We start from the raw sequence: 26,026 nt of genomic DNA, 5'->3' as shown, positions 1-26,026 counted from the left end.
ATATGTCACCCGGTCGAGTGAATGGCTCCTCCGGTCAGTGGAGTTGGCGAGTAGCGTCGATCACGCCAATCGGGCACCTGGGTTGGCGCAAACACAGCAACTCAGCAACTCAGCAACTCGGCAAGCAACTGGCTACTGGAGCGAAAATGGCGATCAAGCAGGGCGCGACGGACACGTGGGTCAAGTCGTCCTACTCCCAGGGCAACGGCGCGTGCGTCGAGGTCAAGTCCCCTGTCCCGGCCGCACTGTCCGTGCGTGACTCCAAGGTCACCGACGGCCCGACCCTCGCCTTCCCCACCGGCGCGTGGCAGGCGTTCGTGACGTCCGTCAAGGCGTGAGGGGGAGGGACCTCCTGATCCCCCGCCCATGACACGACAACTCAACAAGAACCAAGCGAAGAGCCCTCTCGACCAGCTCGCCGTCCTAGCCGAGGGGGCTCGGCTTGCACCCGGCGCCGCGCGGACCCCACTCCGTCCGGCGCCGGGTGGCGTTCTGAGCCGGGGCCGCCCCGGCTGCCGGGTCCGCGAGCCCGGTGCCGCGACCGGAAGGGTTCACCGGCTCGGCACCGGCCGCGGACGGCGTCCACGCCGCCACCGCCCGGCCCGCGGCCGTGTCCTCGGCCGACGCTCTTCTCCTCAGCCGACGGCCTTCTCCACGGCCGCCACCAGCTCGGCGGCGTCCGGCTCGGTCTGCGGCGAGAACCGGGCGACGACCTGCCCGTCGCGGCCGATGAGGAACTTCTCGAAGTTCCAGCGAATGTCGCCGCTGTGCCCCTCCGGGTCCGCGAACCCGACGAGGCGGTCGTACAGCGCGTGCCGCCCCTCCCCGTTGACGTCGACCTTCTCGGTCATCGGGAAGGTCACGCCGTACGTCGCCGAGCAGAACTGCGCGATCTCGTCGGCCGAACCGGGCTCCTGCCCGAGGAACTGGTTGCAGGGCACGCCGAGGACGGTGAAGCCCTGCTCGGCGTAGCGGGCGTGCAACTGCTCCAGCCCGCTGTACTGCGGGGTCAGACCGCACTTCGAGGCCACGTTCACGATCAGCACGGCCTTGCCCGCGTAGGCGGCCAGGTCGGCGGAACCGCCGGTGAGGGCGCCGATCTCGACGCCGAGGGGAGAGGTGCCGTTCAGTTCGGTAGTCATGGCCCGGATGCTAACGCCGCGAGGTGACGGGGCGGCGGGCGCGGCCCCCGGCCCGGCCGGCCAGGGCCTGCCGGCGTCCGCTGCCGGCGTCGGCACCCCGCGCCCGCAGCAGGCGTCCGCAGCCGGCTTCCGTGTCCTCCCCGCCCTGTTCGCGTGTTCTCCGGCCCCGTGTCCTCTCCGGCCCCGCCGTGTGCTCACCGGCCGTGTCCTCACCGCCGCCGGGCTCTCCTCGGCCCCTGCGGGCCCTCACCACGCCTCCGTCTCCTCGTCCTCCGCACGTACCGGCGCCCCCTTCGCGCCCAGCCGCAGCGCGAACAGGGGGAAGACCAGGACCGACACCATGGCGGCTCCGACCATGGCCGCCGCCTCGCCCGAGCCGATCACCTCGTCGTCCAGGCCGATCGTGGTGATCGCGACGACGAGCGGAAGGCAGGTGGAGGCGTGCAGCGACAGGGCGAGCCGGAGGTGCCGCGGCATCCCCGGCGGGGCGAGCAGCAGCACCGGACCGCCCCGCACGAGCAGGAAGAGCAGCAGGAGCACGGGGAGCAGGACGAGCGGGCGGCCGTCGTCCAGCAGCGCGTCCAGGTCGAAGTCGATGCCGGTGACCACGAAGAACACCGGAACCAGGAAACCGAAGCCGATCCCCTCGATCCGGGCCATCACCTCCTCGCTGCTCTCGGGCACGGACCCGAGCAGGATCAGCCGGCTGACCACCCCCGCCGCGAACGCCCCGAGCAGCAGATCGAGGCCGAACGCCTCCGACAGACCGAGCATCAGGGCGAGCAGCAGCATCACGTAGCGCACCGCGAACTGTCCACTGCTGTGCAGGGTCCGGCGCACCACGTGCGAGAACCAGGCGGGGCGGGGGCGCAGCGCCCACCAGACGGCCACGGCCGTGATCGCGGCGAACGCGAGCAGCAGCACGGTCGACCTGCCCGCCCCGCGCCCGCTGAGCAGCACCGCGATCGCGATGATCGGCCCGAACTCGCCGACCGCGCCGAACGCCAGCACCGTGGTGCCGAACGGCCCCCGCAGTTGTCCCGAGTCGCGCAGGACCGGCAGTACCGTGCCCAGTGCCGTGCTGGTGAGGGCGGTTCCCATCACGAAGCTCTTCGTGGCGGCCCCGCCGTTCAGGGCGAACGCGGCGGCGAGCCCCACGGCGAGGGACACGCCCCACGCGGCGATCGACCGGCGCAGCAGACTGCCGCGCACCGCGCCGAAGTCGATCTCGTAGCCGGCCAGGAAGATCAGCATCGCCAGTCCGAGCTCGGACAGGGCGTCGATGAGGGAGCCGTGCCCGGCCCAGCCGAGTACGTCGGGGCCCACGAGGATCCCGAGCAGGATCTCGAAGATGACCAGCGGCACCGGCAGCCAGCGGCTCGCGCCGTGCGCCAGCAGCGGGGACAGCACCGCGATGGTCATGATGAGGATGAGCGTCCCGGGATCCGACATACCGTGCATACAACCGGCAACCGGGCGCACGGTGGCGGTGGCACGCGGGCGGACGGGCGGACGGCCGGACGAGCGGACGGTGGGCGGGCGGACGGTGGACGGTCGGGGAGGGGAGCGGGTGGTGCGTCCGGCCCGGGCCGTGGTGTGACGCAGGTCACTTGAATGGCCGGGGAACTCGCGCGGGATCCCGTACGACCCCTGAGGGGCACGTCGCGATCCGGCCGACGTCGCGCCCTCCGACAGGGAGAAGCGGTTGATGGACGAGTCCCGGCAGCCCCCTTCCGGTACCCGCGCGGTGCTGCGGACGTTCCCGGTGCCGCCCGCGCTCTGCGGCTTCCTCCTGCTGCTGGTCCTGATCTTCGCCGCGTCCTACGCCTCCGGTGCCGTCGTCGGGCCGGTCGCGCCGGGCATCCACGGCCCCGCGAGCGGCGGCGGAGGCTCCGGCACCGACGGAAGCACCGACGGAAGCACCGACGGAAGCACCGACGGAAGCAGCGACGGCGGCGGCGGAGGCGGCGGCCACTCCGGGCACACGGGGCATCTCGGCCTCGGTGACCTGCGGCCCGGCGGCCCGAGCGCGCGGGGCGGCGCGGCCCGTCCCGTGGACGGCGGGCGCGACGGGCGCGGGGGAGGGGTCTGATGGCCGCCGAACCGGTGGACGCCCCGGTGACGACCGATCTGACGGTCGGCGGCATGACCTGCGCGGCCTGCGTACGGCGCGTGGAGAAGAAGCTCGGCCGGCTGGACGGTGTCACGGCCACGGTCAACCTCGCCACCGGGCGGGCCCGGGTGAGTCATCCGGTGGACGTCGACCCGGGGCGGCTCGTGGCGGCCGTGGAGCAGGCCGGCTACAGCGCCGCGCCCCTCGAACCGCCGCACCCGCGCGGGCCCGTGCACGGGACCGCTGACCGGCCGGGTGGTGCGTTCGGCGGCGGGACCCGTGCCGAGACCGGGGCAGGGACCGGCGCGGGGGCCGGGGCGGACGCCCCCTCCGGTGAGGCCCCGCGGGAGCGCGGCCGGCTGCTGGTCACCGCCCTGCTCGCGCTGCCGGTGCTGGTGCTGTCGATGGCACCGGGCCTGCAGTTCCGTAACTGGCAGTGGCTCTGCTTCGCCCTCGCCGCACCCGTCGCCGTATGGGGCGCCTGGCCCTTCCACGTGCGCGCGGTGCGCGGGCTGCGGCATGCGGCGGCCACCATGGACACCCTGGTCTCGCTGGGCGTGGCCGCGTCCTTCCTGTGGTCGGCGTACGCGCTGTTCCTCGGCGGGGCCGGTGAGCCGGACCTGCGGATGCCGTTCCAGCTGGTGCCCTCCGCCTCCCACGGGACGGCCCACATCTACCTCGAAGCGGCCGTGGGCGTACCGCTGTTCGTGCTGGCGGGCCGCGCCCTGGAGGCCCGGGCCCGGCGCGGCACCTCACACGCGCTGCGCTCCCTCGCCCGACTCGCCGCCAAGGAGGTGTCCGTGTCCGACGGAGGCGCCGAACGCCTGGTGCCGATCGAGGAGGTGACCGTCGGACAGGTCTTCGTCGTGCGGCCCGGTGAACGGGTGGCCACCGACGGGCGGGTGACGGAGGGCAGTTCGGCCGTCGACCTGTCGCTGGTCACCGGGGAGACCGACCCGGTCGAGGTGGGTCCGGGTTCGGCGGTGGTCGGTGGCGCCGTGAACGCCGGCGGACTGCTGCTGGTGCGGGCGACCGCGGTCGGCGCGGACACCCAACTCGCCCGGATCACCCGGCTGGTGACCGAGGCGCAGGCGGGCAAGGCGCGGGCGCAGCGGCTGGCCGACTCGGTGGCCGGGGTCTTCGTCCCCGTCGTGCTGGCGCTCGCCGTGACGACACTGGGGTTCTGGCTCGGCGCCGGTGCCGACCCGCAGGCGGCGATCACCGCGTGCGTGGCCGTGCTGGTGGTCGCCTGCCCGTGCGCCCTCGGGCTCGCGACCCCGACCGCCCTGATGGCCGCGACCGGCCGAGGAGCCCGGCTGGGCGTCCTCGTCACCGGACCGCAGGCCCTGGAGGGACTCCAGCACCTCGACGCCGTGGTGCTGGACAAGACCGGCACCCTGACCTCCGGCCATATGAGCGTGGCCCGCGTCACCGTCGTGCCGGACCCGGCCGAGGCGCCTGCCGCGCCTGCCGCGCCTGCCGCGGCCGCTGAATCAGCTGAAGCCGCTGCACCCGTTGGACCCGCTGCACCCGTTGGACCCGCTGGCTCCGTTGGACCCGCTGTGCTTGACGTACCGGGTGCTCCGAGCGGGCCTCTTGGGTCCGACGCGCCGGACGCCTCCGCCGCGCCCGCCGCGCCCGCCGCGCCCGCACCGCCCGTTCCGCTCGGCCGGGCCGCCGTGCTGCGGCTCGCGGGCGCCGTGGAGCAGGGCTCGGAGCATCCGCTGGGCCGGGCCGTCACCGCGTACGCCCGGCGCGAGCACGGCGGACCGCTGCCCGCTGTGACCGGGTTCGCCGCGTTGCCGGGGCGCGGGGTGCGCGGCCGGGTGGAGGGGCGGCTCGTCGAGGTCGGCGCGCCCGACGGCGAACTCCCCGCCGTACTCGGCGACGCGCTCGCCGCCGCCGGGTCCGCCGCGCACACACCCGTCCTGGTCCGGGTGGACGGCGCCGTCCAGGCGCTCATCGAGGTCGGGGACGTCGTACGGCCCGGCAGCTACCGCGCCGTGGACCGGCTGAAGCGGCTCGGTGTACGGCCGGTCCTCGCCACCGGGGACCGCGAGGCGCCCGCCCGCGCCGTGGCCGACGCCCTCGGCATCGACGAGGTCCACGCCCGCCGCACTCCCGAGGACAAGGCGGCCCTGGTCCGCGGCCTCCAGGAACAGGGATACCGGGTCGCGGTCATCGGTGACGGCGTCAACGACGCGGCCGCGCTGGCCGGTGCCGACCTCGGCATCGCCATGGGCGGCGGTGCCGACGTGGCGATCGGGGCCGCCGACGTCACCCTCGTCCGGGGCGACATCGAGGCCCTGGCCGATGCCGTCCGCCTGGCCCGGAGCACCCTGGGCACCGTCCGCGCCAACCTGGCCTGGGCGTTCGGCTACAACGCCGTCACCGTGCCGCTCGCCATGGTCGGCCTGCTCAACCCCATGCTCGCCGCCGCCGCGATGTCCGCCAGTTCGGTGCTGGTGGTCGCGAACAGCCTCCGGCTGCGGGCCTGGCAGCCCTCACCCGCCCGCAGGAGGAACCGGTGACCGGACAGCAGCACCCGTGGCGGCCCACCCGCCGTCGGCTCGGCGACACCGTGGCCGCGGCGCTCGCCCCGGTCACGGCGGCCTCCCTCGCCCTCGCCGGCCTGACGTCGTGGGTCGCCGCCGGACGGGCCGGAAGCCCGGCGGAGATCTCCGTGACCTCCGGACGGGTGCTCCTGCCGACCGGCGGCAGCGGCGCCGAGACCGCGGCCTTCTTCGACATCACCAACTCCGGAGGCGCCGACGACCGGCTGCTGTCCGTGACGTCCCCGCGCACCGGGGAGGCGGCCCTCAGCCGCCACCGGAGGAACGGCACCACCGCCGCCTACCGGGACACGGTCCCCTCCACCACCGTCCGGGCCGGGACCACGCTGTCCATGTCGCCGAGCGGGCTGGACGTGACGCTGCGTCCGCGGCGGACCTGGCAGGCCGGCGACCTCGTACCGTTCACGCTCCACTTCGAACACAGCGGGCCGGTCCGCACCCTCGCGGTGGTGGTCGGCCCCGCAGGCCGGACGTTCTGAGAGCGCGCCCCGCGCGCCCCCGCGACGTGGCGCGGCTCACAGTCGTCCGGGTGAGTGCGGGAACGGGGCCACGTCCGTATCAGCCCGTGAAGAGCGCCGCCCGAATGCGAGGATGAGGCCCGATGACTGCTGGGTGGTGTTCTCGCACACTACGGGCCGGAGTGTTCGCGGCCGTCTGCGTACTGCTCGCCGCCCTGGGCCACGTCCTCATGTCGGGCCGTCACGTACCCGCCTGGACCCTCGCCGCGGGCGGCCTCGCGGCCGGCCTGCTCGGCTGGTCCCTCGCCGGCCGGGAGCGGGGCCTGCCCCTCATCGTGGCCGCCGCCGTCGCCGCCCAGACCGCGCTGCACTCCGCGTTCTCGTACGCCCAGTCGGGCACGGCCCCCGGGACCTCCGCGGCCGCCGCGGGAGGCGCGCACGGGTACCCGGCGCCGCATGCGGGGCACCTGGGCGGCATGGGAGGCATGGGTGGCGAAGGCGCCGCGCCCCGCATGGCCCACACGGGGCACCTGGCCCACCTGGGCGGGACAGCGGACATGACCCCCCTGGGCCGGCTGGACCAGATGGACCACATGGACCACATGGGCCGTCTGATGCACGGCGGCTCGTCGTGGGGGATGCTCGCGGCGCACGTGCTGGCGGCGCTGCTGACGGGTCTGTGGCTGGCGTACGGCGAGCGGGCGGCCTTCCGCATCGTGCGGGCCGTGGCCGGCCGGCTGGCGGCGCCGCTGAGGCTCCTGCTGGCCGGGCCCGGAGCCGTGCACGTCCGCCCGCCGGTCCGGGCCGGACGCCCCCGCTCGGACCGGGCGCCGAACCTCCTGCTCCTCGGCCACGCGATCACCACCAGGGGGCCGCCCGCGGGAGCCGCTGTCCTCTGACGGCAGCTGGTTCCCCGGGCCGCCCCTGTGCGCCCCGGGTCTCGGCCGTACGCCGCCACGGGTGCCGCGGGCGTCCTCGGACGCCGCCGCGGCGCAGGGGTGCCGTAGGGCCGTCCCCCTCACCGGACCGCCCGCGCCGAGGCGTGCCGCGGTCCGGATCACCGACATGGAGAAGGACACCAGGTGATCACCTCTGCCCTGCCCACCCCGCACGGCACCACCGAACAGGCCGTACCGGCCGACGAGTCGATCACGGCCTGGGCGCTGGCCGCCCGGAGCGGCGACCCGGCCGCGGTGGAGCACTTCGTCCGGGCTCTGCACCGTGACGTGCTGCGGTACGTCGCCTATCTGTGCGGCGACCCCCAGGCCGCGGACGATCTGGCCCAGGACACGTTCCTGCGTGCTCTCGGCAGCCTGCACCGCTTCGAGGGCCGCTCCTCGGCGCGGGCGTGGCTGCTGTCCATCGCCAGGCGGGCGGTCGTCGACAGCTACCGCCACGCCGCGGCGCGGCCGCGGCTGTCCGACGTGAAGGACTGGCAGGTCGCCTGCGAGCTGACCCAGCCGAGGGGTCTTCCCGGATTCGACGACGGGGTCGCCCTGCTCGACCTGCTGGCCGCGCTGCCGCAGGAGCGGCGGGAGGCGTTCGTCCTCACGCAGCTGGTCGGACTCCCCTACGCGGAGGCGGCCGCGATCAGCGACTGCCCGATCGGTACGGTCCGCTCCCGCGTGGCGCGCGCCCGGGCGACGCTGACGAGTCTGCTGGCCGCAGCCGAGGCACCCCCGGCCGCCCTCGCGGCAGCCTGACCCGCAGGGGTGCCGGCGAACCCGCCCCGACGGGAGGCCCGGCACCCCCTCGGGCCGGACGTCAGGCCCCTCCCTTCCGGCCCTTCCGGCCCTTCCGGCCCCCGGAGGACGCTCATGGTCACGCCGCCCACGCTGTACGCGAAGGAGTGCACGGGAGTCGACCCGACCGCTAAGGCCTGAGTGCTCCCGGAGGCGGTGACGAGGAGGACCCCCGCGGCGGCGAGAGCGGTCGTGAGGCGTGCGACGTACGGCGTGGCCCGGACGGTCCCCTTCCAGGCTCTCCGGACGAACGCCCGGCACAACCCCGCGGGGGCCCTCGGCTGTCCCGCCCTGACCCGTTCACCGCCACGGGTGACCCGGTCCCGGACCCGGGCCGGCCTGCCAAATCGGCCTGCAAGAGGTCACGTTGACGCCGGGAACACGCGGGCGGTCAGGTCCGGGGCGTCAGGGGCGCGATACCGAGGGCGTGGTAGTCGTATCCGTCCTGGGCGAAGCCGGGCGCCTCCCAGGTGAGTTCCACGCGCTGCCCGGGCGACAGGGTGCAACAGCCCGGGGCCTGGATGGCGGAGTAGTGGCCGAAGCAGCCGCCGGGGGTCTCCCGCGAGTCGAGCACGCCCCACCCTTCCTCGTCGTCCCACGAGCGCACCGTAGCGATCACCAAGCCCGGCACCCTACGCCTCCATGCGTCCTCGGATTCGACGAACTCGGCCGTTCCGGCTTGAACGGACCGGGCCCGCGCTCCGTATCCTTGTCCGATCGGGGTGCGCGGATGGACGAGTCACTCGGTCTTCATGGGGATGGACGGCGCATACAGGCCGCGGACGCGGCGGCCACGGGGGATGTGAGGCAACCATGGCGGTGGCGGGCGACTCGGTGCGGGGAGGCACCGTGCTTCCGGTGGCTGCGGCGCGCCGGGCGATGTGGACGTTCGTCGTGGCGAACGTGGTGATCACCGAGGTGCTGTTCCTCGGCGCCGGTCCGGGCAAGAACGACGTGCTCACGGCCGCCAGGTTCTTCGGGCTGCACGCGTCGCTGCTGATGCTGTGTCAGCTGCTGCTGGTGGCACGGCTGCCCTGGCTGGACCGCCGTATCGGGATGGACCGGCTCACGGTGTGGCACCGGTGGGTCGGCTTCACTCTGCTGTGGACGGTCCTCACCCACGCCACGCTGGTGGTGCTCGGCTACGCGATGCTCGACGACACGTCCATGGCGAAGACGTTCGTCGCACTGAGCGGCGTGCCGGCCTCCCTGCTGGGCATACTCGCCGCGACCGTGATCGTCGTGATCGCCGTGATCTCCACCCGTCCGCTCCGCCGGCGCCTGCGGTACGAGGTCTGGCACGGTCTGCACCTGCTGCTCTACGTGGCGCTGGGCCTGTCGTTCGTCCACCAGCTGCTGGAGACCACGACCTTCACGTTCTCCGCCTTCGCCACGGCCTACTGGTGGATCCTGTGGCTGTCCGCCTTCGGTGCCCTGCTGACCGGGCGCCTGGTGATGCCGCTGTGGCGCAACGCCTACCACCGGTTCCGCGTCGCGGCCGTGGTACCGGAGTCGGACGAGGTGGTGTCCGTGTACGTCACCGGCCGGAACCTGGACCGACTCCCGGCGCGGGCCGGGCAGTTCTGCATCTGGCGGTTCCCCGGTCACCAGCACTGGTGGCTGGCCAACCCCTTCTCCCTGTCGGCGGCCCCGAGCGGCCAGGGGCTGCGCCTGACGGCGAAGGCGGCCGGCACGGCCAGCGCCGGGCTGCGGAACCTCCGGGTCGGCGGCCCCGCCTTCGTCGAGGGGCCGTACGGGGCGTTCACCTCGCTGCACCGGACCCGGACCGGGACCCTGCTGATCGCCGGAGGCGTGGGGATCACGCCGGTGCGGGCGCTGCTGGAGGAGGAGGCGACCGGAGACGTCGTCGTGCTGTACCGGGTGCGCAGCGAGGCCGACGCCGTGCTGCTGAACGAGGTGCGGCACCTGGTCGGACGCCGCGGCGGACGGCTGCACCTGCTGACCGGGAGGACCGGCGAGCACGGCACCTCGCCGTTCGACCCGGCCGCCCTGCACCAGCTGGTCCCCGACATCACCGAGCGCGACGTGTACGTCTGCGGACCGCCTCCCATGACCGAGGCCGTCCTCACCGGGCTGCGGTCCTTGCGGGTCCCGGCAGGACAGGTCCACGCCGAGAAGTTCGGCCTGGCCTGATCCGGAACGGGAGTCCGGCACCCGTGGCGGGCGCCGCGGCCCGTCCGGAGGCGGACGGCCCGCGGCTGCGTCCCCTCCGGGTGCGGGTGCGGGTGCGGGTGCGGGAGCCGGGTGGGGACCTTTGGGCTGTGGTCCGGTCCGTGCCGGCGGCCCCGTTCCGTTCAGCCGTCGTCCCGCCCCCGTTCAGCCGTCGTCCCGCCGTGACGTGCTCCCGCACGGCGGGCGGCCCCCGCCCGGTTGCGTGTCCCGGCCCGGCCGCGGCTCAGGCTGCCGGTGGCGGCGGCGCCCCCCGGCCGCCCGTCGTCTCCGGCGCGCCGGTGGTGCCCGGCGTCGGCCCGGGCTCCGCGGCCCCTGCGCGCACGGCCGGCGGGAGCGCCTCGGAATCGGATCGGAAGCGGTTGGCGGGTTCCGGCGGAAGTGTCCGGGGTGGTCTGGTGGACGGCGGTGAGGCCGGGCGAGGCGGCGTGTGGCGCGGACGGCGGGAGATCCCGCGAAGGGGGAGCTGGAGATGCGGAGCAGCCCGCCGGCCCGGGGGAAACGTCCGGGCCCCCGCCCGGCCTCGCCTTCGCGGTCAGTCCGCCGCGCGCGGACCGGGTACGAGGTCCTGGAAGCGCTGCTCCACCAGGGTCAGGTCGGTCCGGGCCAGCTCCTGTGGCCGGATGACGAGCCGGAGTTCGGGGGTCAGGGCGGGGTGACGGCGGCAGGCGTCGATGAAGGAGTCCACGATCAGGGCGACCAGCTGGCCCCGGTCCAGATCGGTGACACGGGCCAGCCCGGAGCCGATCAGCGGGGCGGCGACCGGCTTGAACAGGCCGTGCACCGCCACCGCGGACCACAGATTCTCCAGACTCAGCCGCAGGTCACGGTCGCTGGACCTGGCCACCAGATCGTTGCCGAGCTGCGAATAGGCGGTGGCGAACACCCGGCGGCCGTCGACCGGGACCACCACGGTGGTGCCCACCGGGTAACGCACCCGCCGGCCCAGCGGCTTGGACCGCACACTCTCGGTGCCGACCGGCTTCGTCTTGCGCAGCCCCGCCCGCAGCCTGTCGTCCAGCAGGCGGCGCCGCCCGTCGAACAGCCGCTCGACGAGCTGGCTCTGCACGCTCTCGCGGCTGATCACGAGATCCTCGGCGGTCTCCGTGTCGAAGGTGTCGGAGAACCCGATCACCAGGTTGCAGTCCGTCTGGTCGAACAGGTCGCCCCGGACCAGCACCACTTCCGCCCGCCGGCCGGGCAACGGAACCCGGTGCCGCAGCAGTTCGTCCCCGTGCCGGGCGCGCAGCTCCGCGCGGAGCGTGTCGAGCTCGCGCGCGGCCTCGGTGTCGTCGGGGTGCTCGTGGGCGAGCAGCTCGGCGACCGGAAGCGCGCGTTCGGGCCGGCCCAAGTCTTTCTGTACCCGCACCAGTTCACGCCGTGCCGACTCCTGGAGGGAGGTCAGACGGCGGATGAAGGGGACCGCGAAGCCCTCGCCGTTCACCTCGGCCAGCGGCCGTCCCCGTACCAGGGCGAGCGCCTCGGCCAGACGGTGCGCGGCGGTGGCCGGCGGCGCGAGCAGGGCGTCGCCGACGATCGCGGTGAAGCGTGCGCTGTCCAGCTCCTCGGGTCGCAGCACCAGGCGGTAGGCGGTCTCCGGGCCCTGCACGGTGACCTGTTGCTCGGTGCGCAGGATGGCCGCTCCGGTGCCGCCCTGGCCGGGGGCCAGCGCGCGCCGCAGCTCCAGGACGCGTTTCTGGACCTCGTTGCGATTGCGCTGGTCCAGATGGCGCGGCTCGTCGGCGAGCCCCCACACGTCGCGGCGGAGCTGCCGCACCGGCACCGCCTCGCCCCCGGCCACCACCAGGCGGACCAGCAGCCGTACGGTCAGCGGCGTCAGCCGGACCGGAGACCCGTCGACCTCGAGTTGGACCGGGCCCAGTATCTTCACTCGGATACACGCTCTCGCACCGGACATCCCCGTCGCCCCCCGGCATGTGTGCGTCACTCCGCGTCAGGTGATAGCGGCTGCCAGATTATCAGCGCGTCGTGGGGCAGCCATGTCTTCGGGTGATTCCGGTGCCCTGGACCCGACGGACCCGTTAGGATCCCCCGGCTCCGCCCGGCCGCACCCAGGACCGCGCCCCGCACCGCGCCCCCGGCCGCACCCCGCACCGCGCCCGCGGCGGCGGCCGGGCCTCGCCCGCCCCCGCGCCCTGCCCCGTCTGCCGCGTGCCACGCGGCGCGTCCGGCAGGTCTTCGTACGCGACACGATGGTGGCGTTCGGCGGGCTGTCCGCCGTGCTCCAGGTCGTGGGCCCGTTCGTGCCGCACATCGGCTCCGGTGTGGCCGTCGGGCTGTCGGTGGGGGCGTGCCTGGGCTGGGGGCTGCTGCGAGCCCGTCCGGTGACCCGGGTGCGGCAGGTGTTCCGGCGGCCCGACATGACGGTGGTCGTCGAGGCGGGCGACGTGTTCGACCAGTCGGCCCACCTCGTCGTCGGGTTCTGCGACACCTTCGACACCCTCTCGGCCGGCGGCCGGGTCATCAACGGCCGCAGCGTGCAGGCCCAGCTCCTGGACCGCCGGTACGGCGGCGACGTGTCCCGCCTGGACGCGGAGCTGGGCGCGGCGCTCGCCCCGGCCCGGCCCGTCGCGCGCGAGCGGCGGGCGGACAAGCCGCTCGGCAGGCTCGACCGCTATCCGATCGGCACGGTGGCGGTGCTGGGCGCCCGGCCGCGGCTGGTGTTCGGCGTGGCCTACAGCCGGATCGGCAACGACTACGTGGCCGCCTCCGGTGTGGAGGACCTGTGGCGAGGTCTGGGCGGGCTGTGGGACGCGCTGCGCACACACGCCCAACTGGAGGCGGTGGCGATGCCGCTGGTCGGGTCCGGGCTGGCCCGGCTCGGCCATCTCGACCGGGACAGCCTCCTCCGGCTGATCCTGGTGTCCTTCGTGGCCCGGTCCCGGGAGAGCGCGATCTGCCGGGAACTGCGCGTGGTGATACGCCCCGAGGACCTGGAGCGTGTCGACATGCGCGAGCTGGCCGCGTTCCTGGACGCCCTGGCGGCGGAACCGGACCGGTAGCGTGCGGACGGACCCGACGCGTACACCGGCCGGCGGCTGGCGCCGCGCACGAGGAGGGCCGAAGGCACGCGGGGTCCGGCCCCCTCGCGCCGTCCGGCCCCCTCGCGGCGTCCGTCAGGCCAGTCGGCGGTAGGCGGCCAGATTCCTGAAGTACGAGACGTCGCGCCAGTCCGGCCGGGTGTCGTCGAGATCGCACTCGGCTCCCTTGAGCCGCTCGACGATCTTCGACACGGCGGTCTCGGAGCCGTCGAAGTGGATGACGTTGCGGCCCGCCAGGTCCGCGGCCGGCCGCACCTGGCCGACCTGCACGATGATCGTCCGTTCCGGGTAGGCCATCAGCGCCATGCCGAGCTCGATCAGCACGTTCTGCCGGGGCTGGCCGGTCGGCCGGGTCTCGTGGTGCGGCTCGTTGTCGCCGAGCAGGTGCGGATGGAGCTTGGCGACGTCGTCCGGGGTGCACAGCACCAGTGCCGCCTGCGCCTGCGACAGCGCCTTCTCGACGACCTCCCCGAGGAACGGCGCGGTTCCCCCGGTGGCCCGGACCAGCCGCTCCCACTCCAGCGGGCGCAGGTCGAGCCGGCGCAGCAGCCCGAACATCGCCGAGCGGACCTCCTCGTCGCGGCCGTGCACGACGAAGACACTGCGGCTGCGTCCGTGGTCCGCGCGCGCCCGGGCCGCGCGTGCGGCCTCCTGCTCGGCGGACGGCGCGGGCTGCGGCGGTGCGTTGTGGACGTTGTATCCGAATCCGCTCTGCTCGCCGCCGAAGAAGTTCTGGCTGTTGTCGCCGCCGGTGTGGCCCTGATGCGTGGTCACGATCCCGCCTCTCCCGATGAACCGCCGCTCGACGATTGGTGGTTGTATCCGAACCCGCTCTGCCGGCCGCCGAAGAAGTTCTGGCTCTTGTCGCCCAGCAGGATGTTGGTCTGCGCGCGGTCGTGCTCGGCGAGGTCGACGTCGTGCTCGTCGAGGAACGCGCGGATGTTCTGGAGCAGACGACGCTCGACGATCTTCATGTACTTGACCGCGTCGGAGTACTGGAAGAAGTGGTGGTAGGTCGCGCTGGTGGCCAGCTCCCTGACGCTGGCCAGTGCACCGCAGTTGCGCCGGCGGTTGACGTACCGGCCGAGCCGGAACTCGCTGGTGTCGGCCGCCCCGTCCGGCGGCAGCACCACGGCCGTCGCCCTCCTGGCGCCCCTGGCCCGCCAGGGCCGGGTCCACCGGACCACCCACTCCGGCAGGAACCGCTTCGGCACCAGCAGCAAGGGCCACAGCCACACCAACGACCACCAGCGCACCAGGACCATGAACATGTCCCACGCCACGCGCACCGCGAGACGCCCGTCGACGGACCGGGGCAACTGGTCGACGAGGTGGAAGTCCTCCACGAGCGGCCCCAGCACACGGGTGTGGAACTCGGTGTGCAGGGTGTTGCCCTTGATGTCGAACCCGACGAAGACCGAGGTCACCAGCTCCTCGTCCCAGGAGCCGATGCGCACACAGAGGTATTCGCGGGCCGCGTCGTAGTCCTCCCGCCAGTGGATGCCGGACAGGTCGGCCACGCCGGGCAGGCCGGACCAGCCGCGGCCGGTGGAGCGGTCCTTGGTGCTGATCGCGGTGGTGTAGAGGCGCCGCTCGACGGTCAGGCCGTCGATCCGCTCGACGGCGCGGGCCTCGTCGCGCAGATCGGCGGCCATCCGGGTGGCGACCTGATCGGTGATGTCACGCACGGTGAACGGGCGCACCTGCCGGCGCTCGACGGTGTCGAGGTCGGGTGGTGAGCCGTCCTCGCTCTTGCGCGCCATGATCCGGGTCTTCGGCGCGCCGAGCAGCAGCTGCGCGTTGGACCAGTCGTGCAGCGCCACGCCCGCGCCGACGAAGGGCCGGTAGCCGCCGTAGAAGACCAGACCGCTGCGGCTGGCCTGCTGGTCGTCGATCTTGTGGGCGAGTGCGGGGGTCAGCAGGGCGTGCGTCGGGCAGGCCCCGTCGAAACCGCCGTCCGGGCCGTTCTCCCGCAGCCGGGTCATCAGGATGTGCAGGGTGACGATCCGGCGCAGATAGGCCGCCGCCCACGGCGCCCACCACAGCACGAAGAAGCCGAGGGACTGGCCGAGCACGCCGCTGGACATCAGCAGCAGGATCACGGCCGCCACACCGGCCACGGACGCCCACTGCATACGGTGCAGCCGGCGCGCGGCGAGGGCGTGGGCGAGGACGGACACGGTGTCGTAGCCGAAGGAGGGCGCGACCACCCTGAACTGCTCGTCCAGCAGTTCGCGGATCACGTCGCGCCGGTAGCCGGGATCGAGGTAGGTACCCGCGGACAGCAGTCTGGTGGCTCTGGTGCGCGCGTACTCGCGGTGTTCCCGCGGGTCCTGTGGCTCCGGGCCGGGTGGACGGGGGGCAAGTGTTCCTGTTGCCATGGTGGTTCAGCGCTCCGCTCGTGGCGGGCGCACCCCCTTCGGGCACGCCCGGTGGGTGTCAGTCGGTCCGGATGCCCTTGCCTGCGGTGATCGCGCCGTCGTGCACCGTGTAGGTGGCCTCGTACGAGCGCGTCGTGCCGTCCGTCTGAAGAGCCTCGATGGTCAGCCGCACCTCGGGGCCGTCCGTGGACACGATGCTGATGGTGTCCCGCGCGGTGTCGGCGTAGCCCGCGACGAACCTGCCGTAGCTGGACTCGAGGTTCTTGCCGCCGAGGTCCCAGGCGGTGCGGTAGTCGCGGGCGTTGATCGCCTCGAAGTAGGCGGTGACGACCCCGCCCGGACCACCGCCCGCGCCCGAGGCCGGGGTGGCGGTGGCGGTGCCGGTGTCCGTCGGACCGGCGCGGCCGCCCTCCCCGTAGCCGCCTTCTTCATCGCCGTCCTCGCCGTAGCCGTCGGTCGCGGTCGGCTCGGGGGTGCTGTGGGCGTCCGGCGTCCCGGTGCCGCCGTACGGCCACGCGGGCGGCGTGTCCGAGGCCTCGTCGGTCGCCCGGCCGGCTGTGGCCCGCGGGCCCGAGCCGGAGGCGTCCGGACCGAAGAAGCGGAACCCGGACGACGCGGACGACCGGGAGGAGTGGGCGGATCCGGCAGATCCGGCTGATCCAGTGGAGGCGGAGCCGTCGGAAGAGCTGCCGAGCAGCGACATCGTCAGGGCGAGCAGCAGGGGCGTGGCGGTGACCGCGAGGCCCCAGGTGCGGGCGGGGCCGTTCGGGGGAATCAGCCCCGGGGGGCGGTAGGCGGGCGGTGCCCGGTGGGTGGACGGTGCGTCGGGAGGCTCGGCAGGCGGTGTCAGCCCTGGGGTGGTCATGCGGTTCTCCAGAGATCACAGCAGTGCGGCGCGCCCGCCCCCGGCTGCCCTCACGGCGGCCCGTACGGTACGTGCGTACGCGACGGTTCCGCCGCGGGCCGACGGTGGACAGCGGTGCGCGGGCGGGCGGTTGATGCCTCCGATGCCACCAGCACGGCCGCTTCCGTGGCCAGAACCGACCTGCTTCCGAACCGCTTCCGACCCCCTCCGAACCCCTTCGTGAGGTCCGGGCACACCGCCCGCGCTCCGGGTGGGCAGGGTCTTCCCGGCCACGGCGTCGACACCGGATCCGGCCCTCCCCCCCCGCACACCATGCTGGCCTCGGCGAGCTCACCGGGCCGACGGCGGCATGTCAGCGCGGTCGCCGTGGTTCTGGAACCCGCTCATGGTCAGTGCCATGGCCACCGCGAACAGATCTCCTGGCACCCGAGCGGTCCCGAAGCCGAGCTACCGGGGCCCGATACTCGGGCGCACACTCAGCCGAGACCAGCCGGTCACCGGAGGCGGCCGATCAGAACCGCCGTCGTGATCGACAGAGATGCGGCCTCGCGCGTCATCCGGGCTGTTCTCGATGAAGCGGAGGCTCCGCAGAACTCCGGCCGTGATCGGGGCGTAGCACGTCTCCCGGTGCGTGATGTCCGGGGTGGAGAAGGCGATGAGACACATGCGCCGGCCGTCTCCGTCTGAGTCGGCCGGAATCGGGATCGCGGCATGGAACTGGGCCGTGAGGACTTCTACAGGCTCGGCAGCAGGGGAGGAGGCCGCAGGCACCGTATAGCTCCGGCCTCCTGTGAACACCGCTGCCGGACCCCACTGGGTGCCGACGACAGTGCCGGCCCATTCCGGTCCTCGGATGGCGTCCCACTAGGCGGTGTAGCCGATCACGGCTAGGGCGTACGCCTGGGGGCGTGCGCCGATGGTGATTCCGTTCCCTGCCCAGCAGGCGGGCCACCTGCAACTCTCCTTGATGAACGGCCAGTGCAACCTGGAAGGTGCTCGGTGACCCTGTCCCAGTCTGACCCACTACGCCTGCTGGAGTCACTACGCTCGGCGGGCGGGCTCGAACTCGTCCGCGGTGTGGCTGAGCGGATGCTCCAGGAGTTGATCGAGGCCGAGGCCACGGCCCGGATCGGCGCTGAGCGGAACGAGCGCCCCGAAAGCGCCCCCGCGCTACCGAACACCACCAACACGACCGCAGGGTGATCGGCTACACCACAAGAACGGACACGACCCCTGACCCGCCCACGCCGCCACTTGTTCTTGCTGACCATCCAAGAAGCATGGCACCCGGGTCTGACAGTCTGCCGAGGATGGTGAAGGCGTCGGCAATGCCGCAGACCTCGCCCAGCAGGCCGTCGATGCCGTGGTACAGGCCATGGTTGATGAGTTAGTCGGGTTGGCGGGGTCGGCCAGGTGGTACACGAAGGCTTGCTCGGCCACGCGTTTGCGGTCTGCGTCGCATAGGGGCGCGGGTGGCGAGTTGCTGGTCGCCGACAAGGCCGAGGGTGCCGTAGCACCAGCCGGTGCCGGTCAGCGGATGGCGCGGATCATCACTGTGAGCACCGGGGAGGCCGGTGACGGCTGGCTCTGGCCGATGTCCTCGTACCCCCACGACGTGTAGAGCGCGTGGACCTTTCCGTCGCCGGCCGCTGGGTTGACCATGAGCGTGACGAATGGCTCGTCGCGGGTGGCGAGGAGGGCGTCGTGGATGCGGAGGGCGGTACCGGTCTTCCGCCAGGCTGGCCGGACGCCGATCTCCTTCAGGGCCACGGCCGGGTGCTCGGTGTACTTCTCCGCCGGCGTCGGGCTGGTGCGCTGCCAGTACCGGTCGCCGTGCTCGATGGTGTTGCCGTAGGCGTAGCCAACCGGATGCCCGTCCGCATACGCGAGGACGGCCGTGAGCCCCGGCTCGGTGCCGTGTCGGTCCAGGCGTTCGCCGAACGCGGTGACCGCGTAGTTCGGCAGGTGGAGGAGCGGGGCGCGCACGTCGGCGTACACGTCGAGGAGATCGCCGCGGACGGTGTCGAGGGTGGTGAACGTGCGTAGTTCGTTGGCGGGCGCCGTGGTCATGCGGCCATCCTCCAGGCAGCGGTGTGCTCGGTCCAGGTCTGCACGGTGGAACTGCCCGGCGCGGTGGCGCGCAGTGCGGCCCCGAACTCCTGCAGCATGCGCGTGACCCGGGCGTGCTGGGTGGCGGCTTCGGCGGGGACCTTCATCGCGGTGGCCGTGGCGGCGTCGGGGGCGCCCTGGGCGAGCTGGGCGTGGGCGAGGCGGGTCGTGGTGATGGCCCGGGAGCGGATCATGTGGGGCCGGAGGGCGGACAGGCAGCGGTGGGCGTGGTACTCGGCGGTCGAGTAGTCACCGAGTGCCAAGTGCGCGGAGAGGGCCAGGGAGTCCAGCTCGGCCTGGTCGTAGAAGGCGAGCATCCACAGCGGCCGGTAGTCGGCGGGGTCGGCGCGCAGTATGGCGTCCTGGGCCTGATCGAAGGCGCGGCGGGTGCCGGTGCGGTCCTGTGCCGTGCCGTGGATGGCGCCCTGGCGGGCCAGGCCGAGGGAGGCGAACAGGGGGTCTCGGCGGGTGAGGTGCAGGTTGCGGGCGACGTCGTTGGCGGCGAACGCGTCGGCGGGGCGGCCCATGTGGCGGTACATGGTGCCCGCGTGGCTCCAGATGCGGAACTTGATCGCCTGGTCGCCGGACATCTCGGCGAGGGCCTGGGCCTCGCGCATGTGTGCCTTGGCGACGTCGTAGCGCCGGCCGTCGATGGCGGCCCACATCGCGGAGGAGCGGAAGGCGGCTGCGGAGGCGTAGAGGTTGCTTCGTACGCGCTGGGTGGCGCTGCCGGCGTTCTGGAGGTTGAGTGCCTCGTCGGCGAGGGCGGCGGCCCGCTGTTCGATGCCGAGTTGTCCGCCGTGGCGGTGGTCGCTGGCGATGATCTCGGCGAAGCGCTTGTTCAGGCGGTTGACGTCGGTCATGCCGATACGGCGCGGCGATGCGGTGCCGGGTGCGGCTGCAGCTGCGGCGGCTGCCGCCGCGATGCCTCCGACGAGGGTACGGCGCTTCATGTCGGGGTCCTCCTCCTGGTGCGATGGTGCTGGGGTGGACGAAGGCCGGCCCCGTGGCACGAACCCTAAAGCGACGGCGGGTAGTCCGGTGACGTCCTCAAGTGCTTTGCGGGCAGCGGACTTTGGCCACGTGACCCGGCCCGCTTTCCATGCCCGGACCGATGAGCCGTCGAGTCCTCCAGGGCGCCCGGTCAACCGTTCAATGGCGCTGTTCACGGCCTCGGCGAGGCTGTTGGAGCTGTAGCCGTGTTCGGTCATCCACGCCTCAAGAACGGTGTTGCGGGTGGTGTCCATGCGGGCACGGTAGCCCGCACGATCCCCGCCCGCCAGGTAAAGGGGGAGTCAAAACGCCCTAGGTCGGTCCGTCGGCTGACCACCTGAACGTCCTAACCAACCTGCTGGGAAAGGGAGTTGTCTGGGTGCTGGTCGCTCGCATGCCCCACCTCGCGAGCGGCTGTTGACGGCCCGGCCCGCCCCGGAGGTACCCCCGCGGGGGCGGGCCGGGCGCCGAGACGACACGAAGGCTCCACCCAATGACGAGTCTGAAAACACCAGTTGAGGTCCCATCCGTCGGCCACCCCACGTACAGCCAGACCTTCCCGTGCGAGCCGTCCACGGCCGAGCTCGGCCGCGAACTCGTCCGAGACGTCCTCGGTGTGTGGCACCTCGACGGCCTCGCCGACCGTGCCGCGCTGATCGTCACGGAGCTGATCGCGAACGCCTCCAGGCACACTCGGTGTCCCGAGATTCACCTCACGGTTGGGCGGCTGAACGCGACACGACTGCGTGTCGGGGTCCTGGACCGGGAACCAGCGCGTCTGCCCATACTCAGCCAGGCGGCTGACGACGTCGAGTCGGGGCGCGGGCTGCTCCTCGTCGATGCTGTCGCCGACCGCTGGGGCTACGACCTCCAAGGCTCGGGCAGACGCCCCTGGGGCAAAGAGGTCTGGGCGGAACTCCGTACCGAGGGCGGCAAGTGAGCAGCCCGGCCACGGCACCCTTGCCCCTTCCGGATCTCGCTCGACTCCGGCCCCGGCAGCAGATGGCCACGGACTGCGCCCTCTGCGCCCGGCTGCTGGGAGCGAGCGGTCGACGGCGATGGCGTCCCGCCGAGTGGTGTAGCCGATCAAGCTGGCGGAATCCGCAGGTCGCGGCCCGAATCGCCCTCCCCGGCGGCCCTGTTGGGGATCGCCGAGCCGGGACCAGCGGTGATCGCACGACGGACCGCAGCGGCACGTACCGGATGGCTCCGAAGCGGAGCGACGGACTGTGATCGGCTACACCACGACGGGGGACACGACCTCGACGGCTGGGCGAGATACGCCACCGGGACCTGCTGTTCCAGCTCTGGGCCTGCGCTCCCCCACTGCCAGGCCGCCAGATCGACCATCCCGACCAGCTGAGAAAGGGGAAGTCCTTCCATGGAGTGGCCGTGGACCACCGGTGATTGCTGGCTCGGCTGCGGGCGTACCGGAGTCCTGGTGATCTGGCTCGGCCCGGTGCAGTGGGACGGGCAGCACGCCCCCTTCTACGCGTGCGAGCCGTGCCTCGATCGCCTCAAGGCCCAGGCGCTCGCCTACTTCATGGAGCGGCGGCCGGCATCCGCTTGATCAGACTCCCGGCACACGACTTCCCGGCGTGAGGCAGGCACCCCGCGAGGACTTCCTACGCGGAGGCGTCCCCTCGTGCCGGGCGGCTAGGAGCCGTCCGGAGAGCAGCCTGTCTGGCAGCGCTCCCGTGGCGGCACCTGGTGGGCGCCAGCCCAGTAACACCACAACGAATACCAGGAGTTGAAGCATGCCGCGCAGCACCGTAGTTCCCAGCCGCACCGAAGTACGCCCGCAGATCCCGGGGGCATCGGACGGCTTCGACCTGGACGTCTCCCTCGTCGAGATCGCCGACCCGGCGGGCCTGGTCAACCTGACCGACGACAACTGCGGGTCCACCTGCGGCGCCTGCACCACCAACGTCGCCTGATCCGGCCCCAAGCCATCCCGGTCTGGTGCCGCCGCGTCTCCACGCGGCGGCACCAGCCGCCCGCCCCCTCACCTACGGAGGTACTTGGTGGTTGCTCCGCGCGCAGCGTTCCGCACCGGTTCCACTGCTCTCGTCCGCGCCGTGGTCCGACCCTCGCTGCCGTTTCCTCCATGCCCTGACCTCGACGACCGCTCGCCCAGTGGTTTGTCTGCCTGTGTGGCGTGGCTACGCGCGGTCTGGGCGGACAAGGACGTCGCCGAGGCACTCCAGCACTCCAGCCCGGTCCTGGCCGCGCAAGTAGGGGCCCTGTGTACGGCCGAGCATCCCGCCCTCCGGGATGTGCAGCGCGCGGCGCTGTCCGTGGCCCGCTACCTACTGCGGGCCCAGCACCGCGCGACACCCTTCGGTCTGTTCGCCGGCGTGGCCACCGCGGAGTTCGGCCCGCAGGCGCAAGCTGACTGGGGCGAGGAGCACGTGGCCGTGGGCCGCGCGGGGGCAGAGTGGCTGGCGGTCCTGGTCGAACGGTTGGAGTCCTGCCCGGACCTCCTCGAACGGCTACCCGTCGTCATCAACAACACCGTGACGTCCCGGGGAGACCGGCTCATCGTGCCGTTCCAGCCCGACGTCCAGGACGACCGGACTCGCGCGGTCGAGGCGTCCCTGGCCCTGAGCGGACCGGTGCGCGCAGTCCTTGCCGCGACCTGGGCGCCGATCCGGTTCGGCACCCTCGTGGACAAGCTCCGAGCGGAGTTCCCCGAGGCCGGTCCCGAGAAGGCGCGTCAACTGCTGGCGGAGCTGATCCGGCGGCGGGTGCTGATCACGGGCCTGCACGCTCCGAGCACCGAGACCGATGCCCTCGGGTATCTGGTGAGCCAGCTCGACGTGATCGACGCTGGAAGTCTCGCCCCGGTCGCGGAGACCGTACGCGAACTCCACGCGGTCCGGGCGGGCCTGGAGTTGTGCGCCACGCACGGCGGCCGGGACAGCGTCGCGGCGCGGATGCGAGACCTCGTCCCGGGCCTGCGTCGCCACCCCGTCGCGCTCGACCTCCGCCTGGATGCGCGGCTCGTTCTGCCGGAAGCGGTCGCCCGAGAGATAGAGCGCGCCGCTCTTATCCTGACCCGCTTGAGCAGCCGCCCGTACGGGACCGCCGCCTGGAACGAGTACCACCAGCGGTTCTACGAGCGGTACGGCATCGGCACGATGGTCCCGCTCGCGGAGGTTGTCGCGGACAGCGGCACCGGCTATCCCGACGGCTACCCAGGCGCTCCGGCCAGCCCACGCAGTCCCCGCGGCTCCGCTCGGGATGACGTCCCTATACGGCTGGCTCAGGCCGCTGCGCTCGACGGCCGTGACGAAGTGCTCCTCACGGACGAACAGATTGACGCCCTGGACGTGGGTCCCGACGAGCCTCGGCTGCCGCCGCACTTGGAGATCGGGGTGCGGGTGCATGCAGCCAGCCTGGAGGAGTTGCAGCGTGGGCGGTTCCGGCTGGAGGCCGTGAGCGTGTCCCGTGGTGCCGGCGTCTCCGCGGGCCGGTTCCTCAGCGTGCTGGCCCCCGCCGATCGGGAGGCCCTGGCCGCCGAGCTTGCCGACCTCCCGGCCGCGGACGGCAACACCGTGCCCGCACAGCTCTCTTTCCCGCCCCTGCTCCCAGAGAGCGCCCACGTCACCCGCTCCCCACAGCTCCTACCCACCGTGATCAGCCTTCAGGAGCACCGCGCCCCGCAGGACACCGTCCTCACCCCGGAGGACTTGGCTGTGGGGTGCGACGGCCGCCGCATGTACCTCGCCGTCCCCGAGCGAGGCCACCGCGTCGAGGCCATCGGGATGCACGCCCTGAACCTCCACACCCACACCCCGCCACTGGTGCGGTTCCTCACCGAACTGTCCCGCGCCCAGTACGCGCAGGTCACCGTCTTCGACTGGGGCGCCGCAGCGGCCATGCCGTTCCTTCCACGTCTGCGGTACGGCCGCATCGTGCTGGCCCCGGCACGCTGGCGGCTGGAAGCGCCCGAACTGCCCGGCCACGTCCGCCCTCGGGCCGAGTGGGATGCTGCGCTCGCCGACTGGCGTGCCCGGCGGAGACTGCCGCGCCATGTCCATCTCGTTGAGGACGACCGACGTCTCTTCCTCGACCTCGACGAGACCGGCCACCGGACGCTCCTGCGCAGACACCTCGACCGCACGCGTCTGGCCGTGCTCGTCGAGGCCCCGGAACCGGAAGCGTACGGCTGGTGCGGCGGGCGAGCCCACGAGGTCGTAGTTCCGCTCAAGGCCACCCGACCGCCGACGTGGCCACCACTGCCCGCCCCCAGCCGGGCCCGTGCCCTGTCTGCGGCCCAGACGCAGACGCCCGCCGCTTCCTCTGTTCTCCTAGCCGCCCTGTACGGCGACCCCCGCCGCCAAGACATCTTGCTCTCTCGGCACTTGCCCGGCCTCCTCGAACAACTCGGCAACCCGCCGTGGTGGTTCATCCGCTTCCGCGACCCGGACCAGCACCTCCGCGTACGCATCGCCCTCCCCGACCCGGAAGCCTTCGCCGACACGGCCCGAACGGTGAGCGCCTGGGCCGACGAGCTACGAAGCATCGGCCTGCTGGCCGACCTGCGCTATCCCACCTCCTACCGCGAGATGGGCCGCTGGGGCTCCGGCACCACATGGGAGGCGGCCGAGGAGGTGTTCCAGGCAGACTCGCGCACCATCCTGGCCCAGCTCAGGCAGCCACGGCGCCCCAGCCAGCGCACGCTGGTGGCGGCCCACACCGTCGCCATCGCCTCCGCGTTCCTTGGCACCATCGAGGCCGGAATGCAGTGGCTGATCGACCACATCCCCCCGACAGCCCACAAACCGGTTCCACGGCCCCAGTTCACTGACGCCGTACGGCTCGCCGACCCGAGCGATGACTGGTCGGCCCTGCGTAGCGTCCCGGGCGGAGACGCCATCGTGTCCGGATGGGCCGACCGGGAATCGGCACTCGCCGCGTACCGGCCGCACCTGCCCGGCCCGGACACCCAGGGCATCGCCGTCGACGACGTCCTGACCTCCCTGCTGCACGTCCACTTCGTGCGCCACGTCGCTGTGAACTTCCCGGAGGAAGAGGTGTGCCTCTACCTGGCGCGCGCCGCCGCCCTGGCCTGGACCGCCCGCACCAGGGCGAGGGCCTCGTGACCGCCCACCTTGCGCTCGGCCTGGTCGAGGCCATCGCCACCCGGCTCGCCGACCCCGACACCGTGCCCCTCGGCTCCAGGACGCTGTCCTCGGACCGGCAGCATCTTGCTTACGGCCCTCCCGGAATCGCGCTCCTGCACATCGAGCTGGCCGCGAACGGCCTCGGCCCGTGGCACCGCGCCCACGAGTGGCTAGCAGCCGCCTCCCGGCAGCCGCTCACCAGCGGCCCGGACAGCCACCCGTTCTACGGAGTGCCCGCCTTCGCCCACGCCCTGACCTGTGCAGCCGATCACCTTCCCGACTCCTACCAGCGCGCCCTCGACGTGATGGACGGAAAGATCGCAGCCGACGTCGGACGCCGTCTCGACGCCGCACACCGCCGCATCGATGCTGGACGCCTACCGCAACTCGCCGAGTTCGACACCATCCGGGGCCTCACCGGATACGGCGCCTACCTACTGCGTCGAAACCCCGACAGCACCACGACCCGAGCCGTTCTCGACTACTGCGTGCGTCTCACCGAACCGATCACTCACCACGGTGAGACCCTGCCGGGCTGGTGGACGGAGACCGGCCCCTCGGGCAACCCGGACGACCGATTCCCTGGTGGACACGCCAACACCGGTATGGCCCACGGCATCAGCGGCGTGCTCGCGCTCCTCGCCCTCGCCGCTCGGTACAGCACCGCCACCGACGGGCACCAAGCAGCACTGCGCACCATCCTGGCCTGGCTGGACCGCTGGAAGCAGAAGGCCGACGGCGGACCGATCTGGCCGTACTGGGTCACCCACGGTGAGCTGCGCAACGGACACCTCGGCTCGTCAGCCCCCAGGCGGCCCTCCTGGTGCTACGGCACCGCTGGCCTCGCCCGCGCCCAGCAACTCGCGGCACTCGCTCTCGACGACACCCGCCGCCAGATCGACGCGGAGAACGCCCTCGTGGCCGCCCTCACCGACCCCGACCAGCTGAAGGCCACCACGGACAACGGCCTCTGCCACGGGTTCGCCGGCCTCGCCCACACCGCCGCGCGTACGGCCGACGACGCCCACCCCTCGACCGCGGGGAAACTCCGAGCCGCGATCCCGGCCCTCCTGGCTGCGGTCATCCAACCGGGCACCGACCCCGAACTCATGGCCACGGCGCTCATGCAGAACGAGGAAGGCGGCCCCGGCCTCCTCGACGGCGCCGCCGGCATAGCCCTGGCCCTCCTGGCGCCCAGCACCGCCGCACCACCCCGGTCCTCCTGGGACGCATGCCTCCTCATCACTTGATCCACCGACCGAAGGACCT

General features: G+C 72.9%; 22 protein-coding genes and 1 pseudogene. 14 read left to right on the top strand and 9 right to left on the bottom strand.

Annotated elements, in window-relative coordinates; translation table 11 throughout:
• The first annotated feature begins 146 nt into the window (after positions 1-146).
• Complete coding sequence (locus AC5K6T_RS29595; RefSeq protein WP_356688680.1) at positions 147-338, top strand: DUF397 domain-containing protein; 192 nt, start codon at positions 147-149, stop codon at positions 336-338.
• A 297-nt stretch (positions 339-635) separates the two neighbouring features.
• On the opposite strand, the gene AC5K6T_RS29590 is transcribed toward AC5K6T_RS29595, so the two are convergent.
• Both AC5K6T_RS29590 and AC5K6T_RS29585 read right to left on the bottom strand, forming a co-directional pair.
• On the bottom strand, positions 636-1,142 hold the full coding sequence (locus AC5K6T_RS29590) for a glutathione peroxidase (protein ID WP_493213913.1): 507 nt from the start codon (positions 1,140-1,142) through the stop codon (positions 636-638).
• Positions 1,143-1,388: 246 nt separating this feature from the next.
• On the bottom strand, positions 1,389-2,594 hold the full coding sequence (locus tag AC5K6T_RS29585) for a cation:proton antiporter (protein WP_493213911.1): 1,206 nt from the start codon (positions 2,592-2,594) through the stop codon (positions 1,389-1,391).
• A gap of 256 nt (positions 2,595-2,850) precedes the next feature.
• On the opposite strand from AC5K6T_RS29585, the gene AC5K6T_RS29580 reads away from it, so the two are divergent.
• The 5 genes from AC5K6T_RS29580 to AC5K6T_RS29560 all read left to right on the top strand — a co-directional run bounded on the left by AC5K6T_RS29580 (position 2,851) and on the right by AC5K6T_RS29560 (position 7,989).
• A complete protein-coding gene (locus AC5K6T_RS29580) occupies positions 2,851-3,234 on the top strand; it encodes a hypothetical protein (RefSeq protein WP_493213909.1) in 384 nt (127 codons plus the stop codon).
• Positions 3,234-5,786, top strand: coding sequence for a heavy metal translocating P-type ATPase (locus tag AC5K6T_RS29575; RefSeq protein ID WP_493213908.1), 2,553 nt, complete (start codon positions 3,234-3,236; stop codon positions 5,784-5,786). The genes AC5K6T_RS29580 and AC5K6T_RS29575 overlap by 1 nt, the downstream gene beginning before the upstream one ends.
• Positions 5,783-6,307, top strand: a complete 525-nt coding sequence (locus AC5K6T_RS29570; RefSeq protein ID WP_493213906.1) for a copper chaperone PCu(A)C — start codon at positions 5,783-5,785, stop codon at positions 6,305-6,307. The genes AC5K6T_RS29575 and AC5K6T_RS29570 overlap by 4 nt, the downstream gene beginning before the upstream one ends.
• 122 nt (positions 6,308-6,429) lie before the next feature.
• On the top strand, positions 6,430-7,185 hold the full coding sequence (locus tag AC5K6T_RS29565; RefSeq protein WP_493213904.1) for a hypothetical protein: 756 nt from the start codon (positions 6,430-6,432) through the stop codon (positions 7,183-7,185).
• Between the two features lie 183 nt (positions 7,186-7,368).
• A complete protein-coding gene (locus AC5K6T_RS29560; protein ID WP_493213903.1) occupies positions 7,369-7,989 on the top strand; it encodes a sigma-70 family RNA polymerase sigma factor in 621 nt (206 codons plus the stop codon).
• A 430-nt stretch (positions 7,990-8,419) separates the two neighbouring features.
• Here AC5K6T_RS29560 and AC5K6T_RS29555 read toward each other — a convergent pair whose 3' ends face one another.
• Positions 8,420-8,650: a cold-shock protein gene (locus tag AC5K6T_RS29555; protein WP_493213901.1), complete on the bottom strand. Its 231-nt coding sequence runs from the start codon at positions 8,648-8,650 to the stop codon at positions 8,420-8,422.
• Between the two features lie 257 nt (positions 8,651-8,907).
• On the opposite strand from AC5K6T_RS29555, the gene AC5K6T_RS29550 reads away from it, so the two are divergent.
• Positions 8,908-10,182: a ferredoxin reductase family protein gene (locus AC5K6T_RS29550; RefSeq protein WP_493214296.1), complete on the top strand. Its 1,275-nt coding sequence runs from the start codon at positions 8,908-8,910 to the stop codon at positions 10,180-10,182.
• Positions 10,183-10,753: 571 nt separating this feature from the next.
• Here AC5K6T_RS29550 and AC5K6T_RS29545 read toward each other — a convergent pair.
• Positions 10,754-12,109, bottom strand: coding sequence for an AfsR/SARP family transcriptional regulator (locus AC5K6T_RS29545; protein ID WP_493213899.1), 1,356 nt, complete (start codon positions 12,107-12,109; stop codon positions 10,754-10,756).
• A 322-nt stretch (positions 12,110-12,431) separates the two neighbouring features.
• Between AC5K6T_RS29545 and AC5K6T_RS29540 the strand changes: the two genes are divergently transcribed.
• Entirely contained in the window at positions 12,432-13,241 is an 810-nt protein-coding gene (locus AC5K6T_RS29540) for a macro domain-containing protein (RefSeq protein WP_493213897.1), read from the top strand.
• Positions 13,242-13,355: 114 nt separating this feature from the next.
• Here the strand turns inward: AC5K6T_RS29540 and AC5K6T_RS29535 are convergent, their stop codons facing one another.
• Genes AC5K6T_RS29535 through AC5K6T_RS29525 form a run of 3 tightly spaced genes read right to left on the bottom strand, consistent with a single transcriptional unit; the run spans position 13,356 to position 16,526 of the window.
• On the bottom strand, positions 13,356-14,054 hold the full coding sequence (locus AC5K6T_RS29535; RefSeq protein WP_493213895.1) for a TIR domain-containing protein: 699 nt from the start codon (positions 14,052-14,054) through the stop codon (positions 13,356-13,358).
• Positions 14,051-15,661 carry an AbeC-like domain-containing protein gene (locus tag AC5K6T_RS29530; RefSeq protein WP_493213894.1) on the bottom strand — a complete coding sequence of 537 codons (1,611 nt, stop codon included), beginning with the start codon at positions 15,659-15,661 and terminating at the stop codon, positions 14,051-14,053. Before AC5K6T_RS29530 ends, AC5K6T_RS29535 begins: the two co-directional genes overlap by 4 nt.
• A gap of 58 nt (positions 15,662-15,719) precedes the next feature.
• Positions 15,720-16,526 carry a hypothetical protein gene (locus tag AC5K6T_RS29525; protein ID WP_493213892.1) on the bottom strand — a complete coding sequence of 269 codons (807 nt, stop codon included), beginning with the start codon at positions 16,524-16,526 and terminating at the stop codon, positions 15,720-15,722.
• 999 nt (positions 16,527-17,525) lie between these two features.
• Here AC5K6T_RS29525 and AC5K6T_RS29520 point away from each other — a divergent pair.
• Positions 17,526-17,687 (top strand): annotated as a pseudogene (locus AC5K6T_RS29520) (IS256 family transposase); the annotation flags it as partial.
• Between the two features lie 369 nt (positions 17,688-18,056).
• On the opposite strand, the gene AC5K6T_RS29515 reads toward AC5K6T_RS29520, so the two are convergent.
• Positions 18,057-18,596, bottom strand: coding sequence for a GNAT family N-acetyltransferase (locus AC5K6T_RS29515; protein WP_493213890.1), 540 nt, complete (start codon positions 18,594-18,596; stop codon positions 18,057-18,059).
• Positions 18,593-19,882 (bottom strand): NsdA family TPR-like regulatory protein, encoded by a 1,290-nt coding sequence (locus AC5K6T_RS29510; RefSeq protein ID WP_493213888.1) that lies wholly within the window; start codon positions 19,880-19,882, stop codon positions 18,593-18,595. The genes AC5K6T_RS29515 and AC5K6T_RS29510 overlap by 4 nt, the downstream gene beginning before the upstream one ends.
• Positions 19,883-20,121: 239 nt before the next feature.
• Between AC5K6T_RS29510 and AC5K6T_RS29505 the strand changes: the two genes are divergently transcribed.
• From AC5K6T_RS29505 to AC5K6T_RS29485, 5 genes are all read left to right on the top strand, one after another.
• Positions 20,122-20,568: an ATP-binding protein gene (locus AC5K6T_RS29505; RefSeq protein WP_493213886.1), complete on the top strand. Its 447-nt coding sequence runs from the start codon at positions 20,122-20,124 to the stop codon at positions 20,566-20,568.
• A gap of 441 nt (positions 20,569-21,009) precedes the next feature.
• Positions 21,010-21,198, top strand: a complete 189-nt coding sequence (locus AC5K6T_RS29500; protein ID WP_054242262.1) for a hypothetical protein — start codon at positions 21,010-21,012, stop codon at positions 21,196-21,198.
• Positions 21,199-21,385: 187 nt separating this feature from the next.
• Positions 21,386-21,565, top strand: coding sequence for an FxLD family lanthipeptide (locus AC5K6T_RS29495; protein WP_493213884.1), 180 nt, complete (start codon positions 21,386-21,388; stop codon positions 21,563-21,565).
• Between the two features lie 216 nt (positions 21,566-21,781).
• Positions 21,782-24,736 (top strand): lantibiotic dehydratase, encoded by a 2,955-nt coding sequence (locus AC5K6T_RS29490; protein ID WP_493213882.1) that lies wholly within the window; start codon positions 21,782-21,784, stop codon positions 24,734-24,736.
• A complete protein-coding gene (locus tag AC5K6T_RS29485) occupies positions 24,733-26,007 on the top strand; it encodes a lanthionine synthetase C family protein (RefSeq protein WP_493213880.1) in 1,275 nt (424 codons plus the stop codon). The genes AC5K6T_RS29490 and AC5K6T_RS29485 overlap by 4 nt, the downstream gene beginning before the upstream one ends.
• The last annotated feature ends 19 nt before the right edge of the window (positions 26,008-26,026 follow it).

Source organism: Streptomyces sp. B8-7 (genome assembly GCF_058833805.1).
This window is presented reverse-complemented; position numbering and strand designations above follow the sequence as displayed.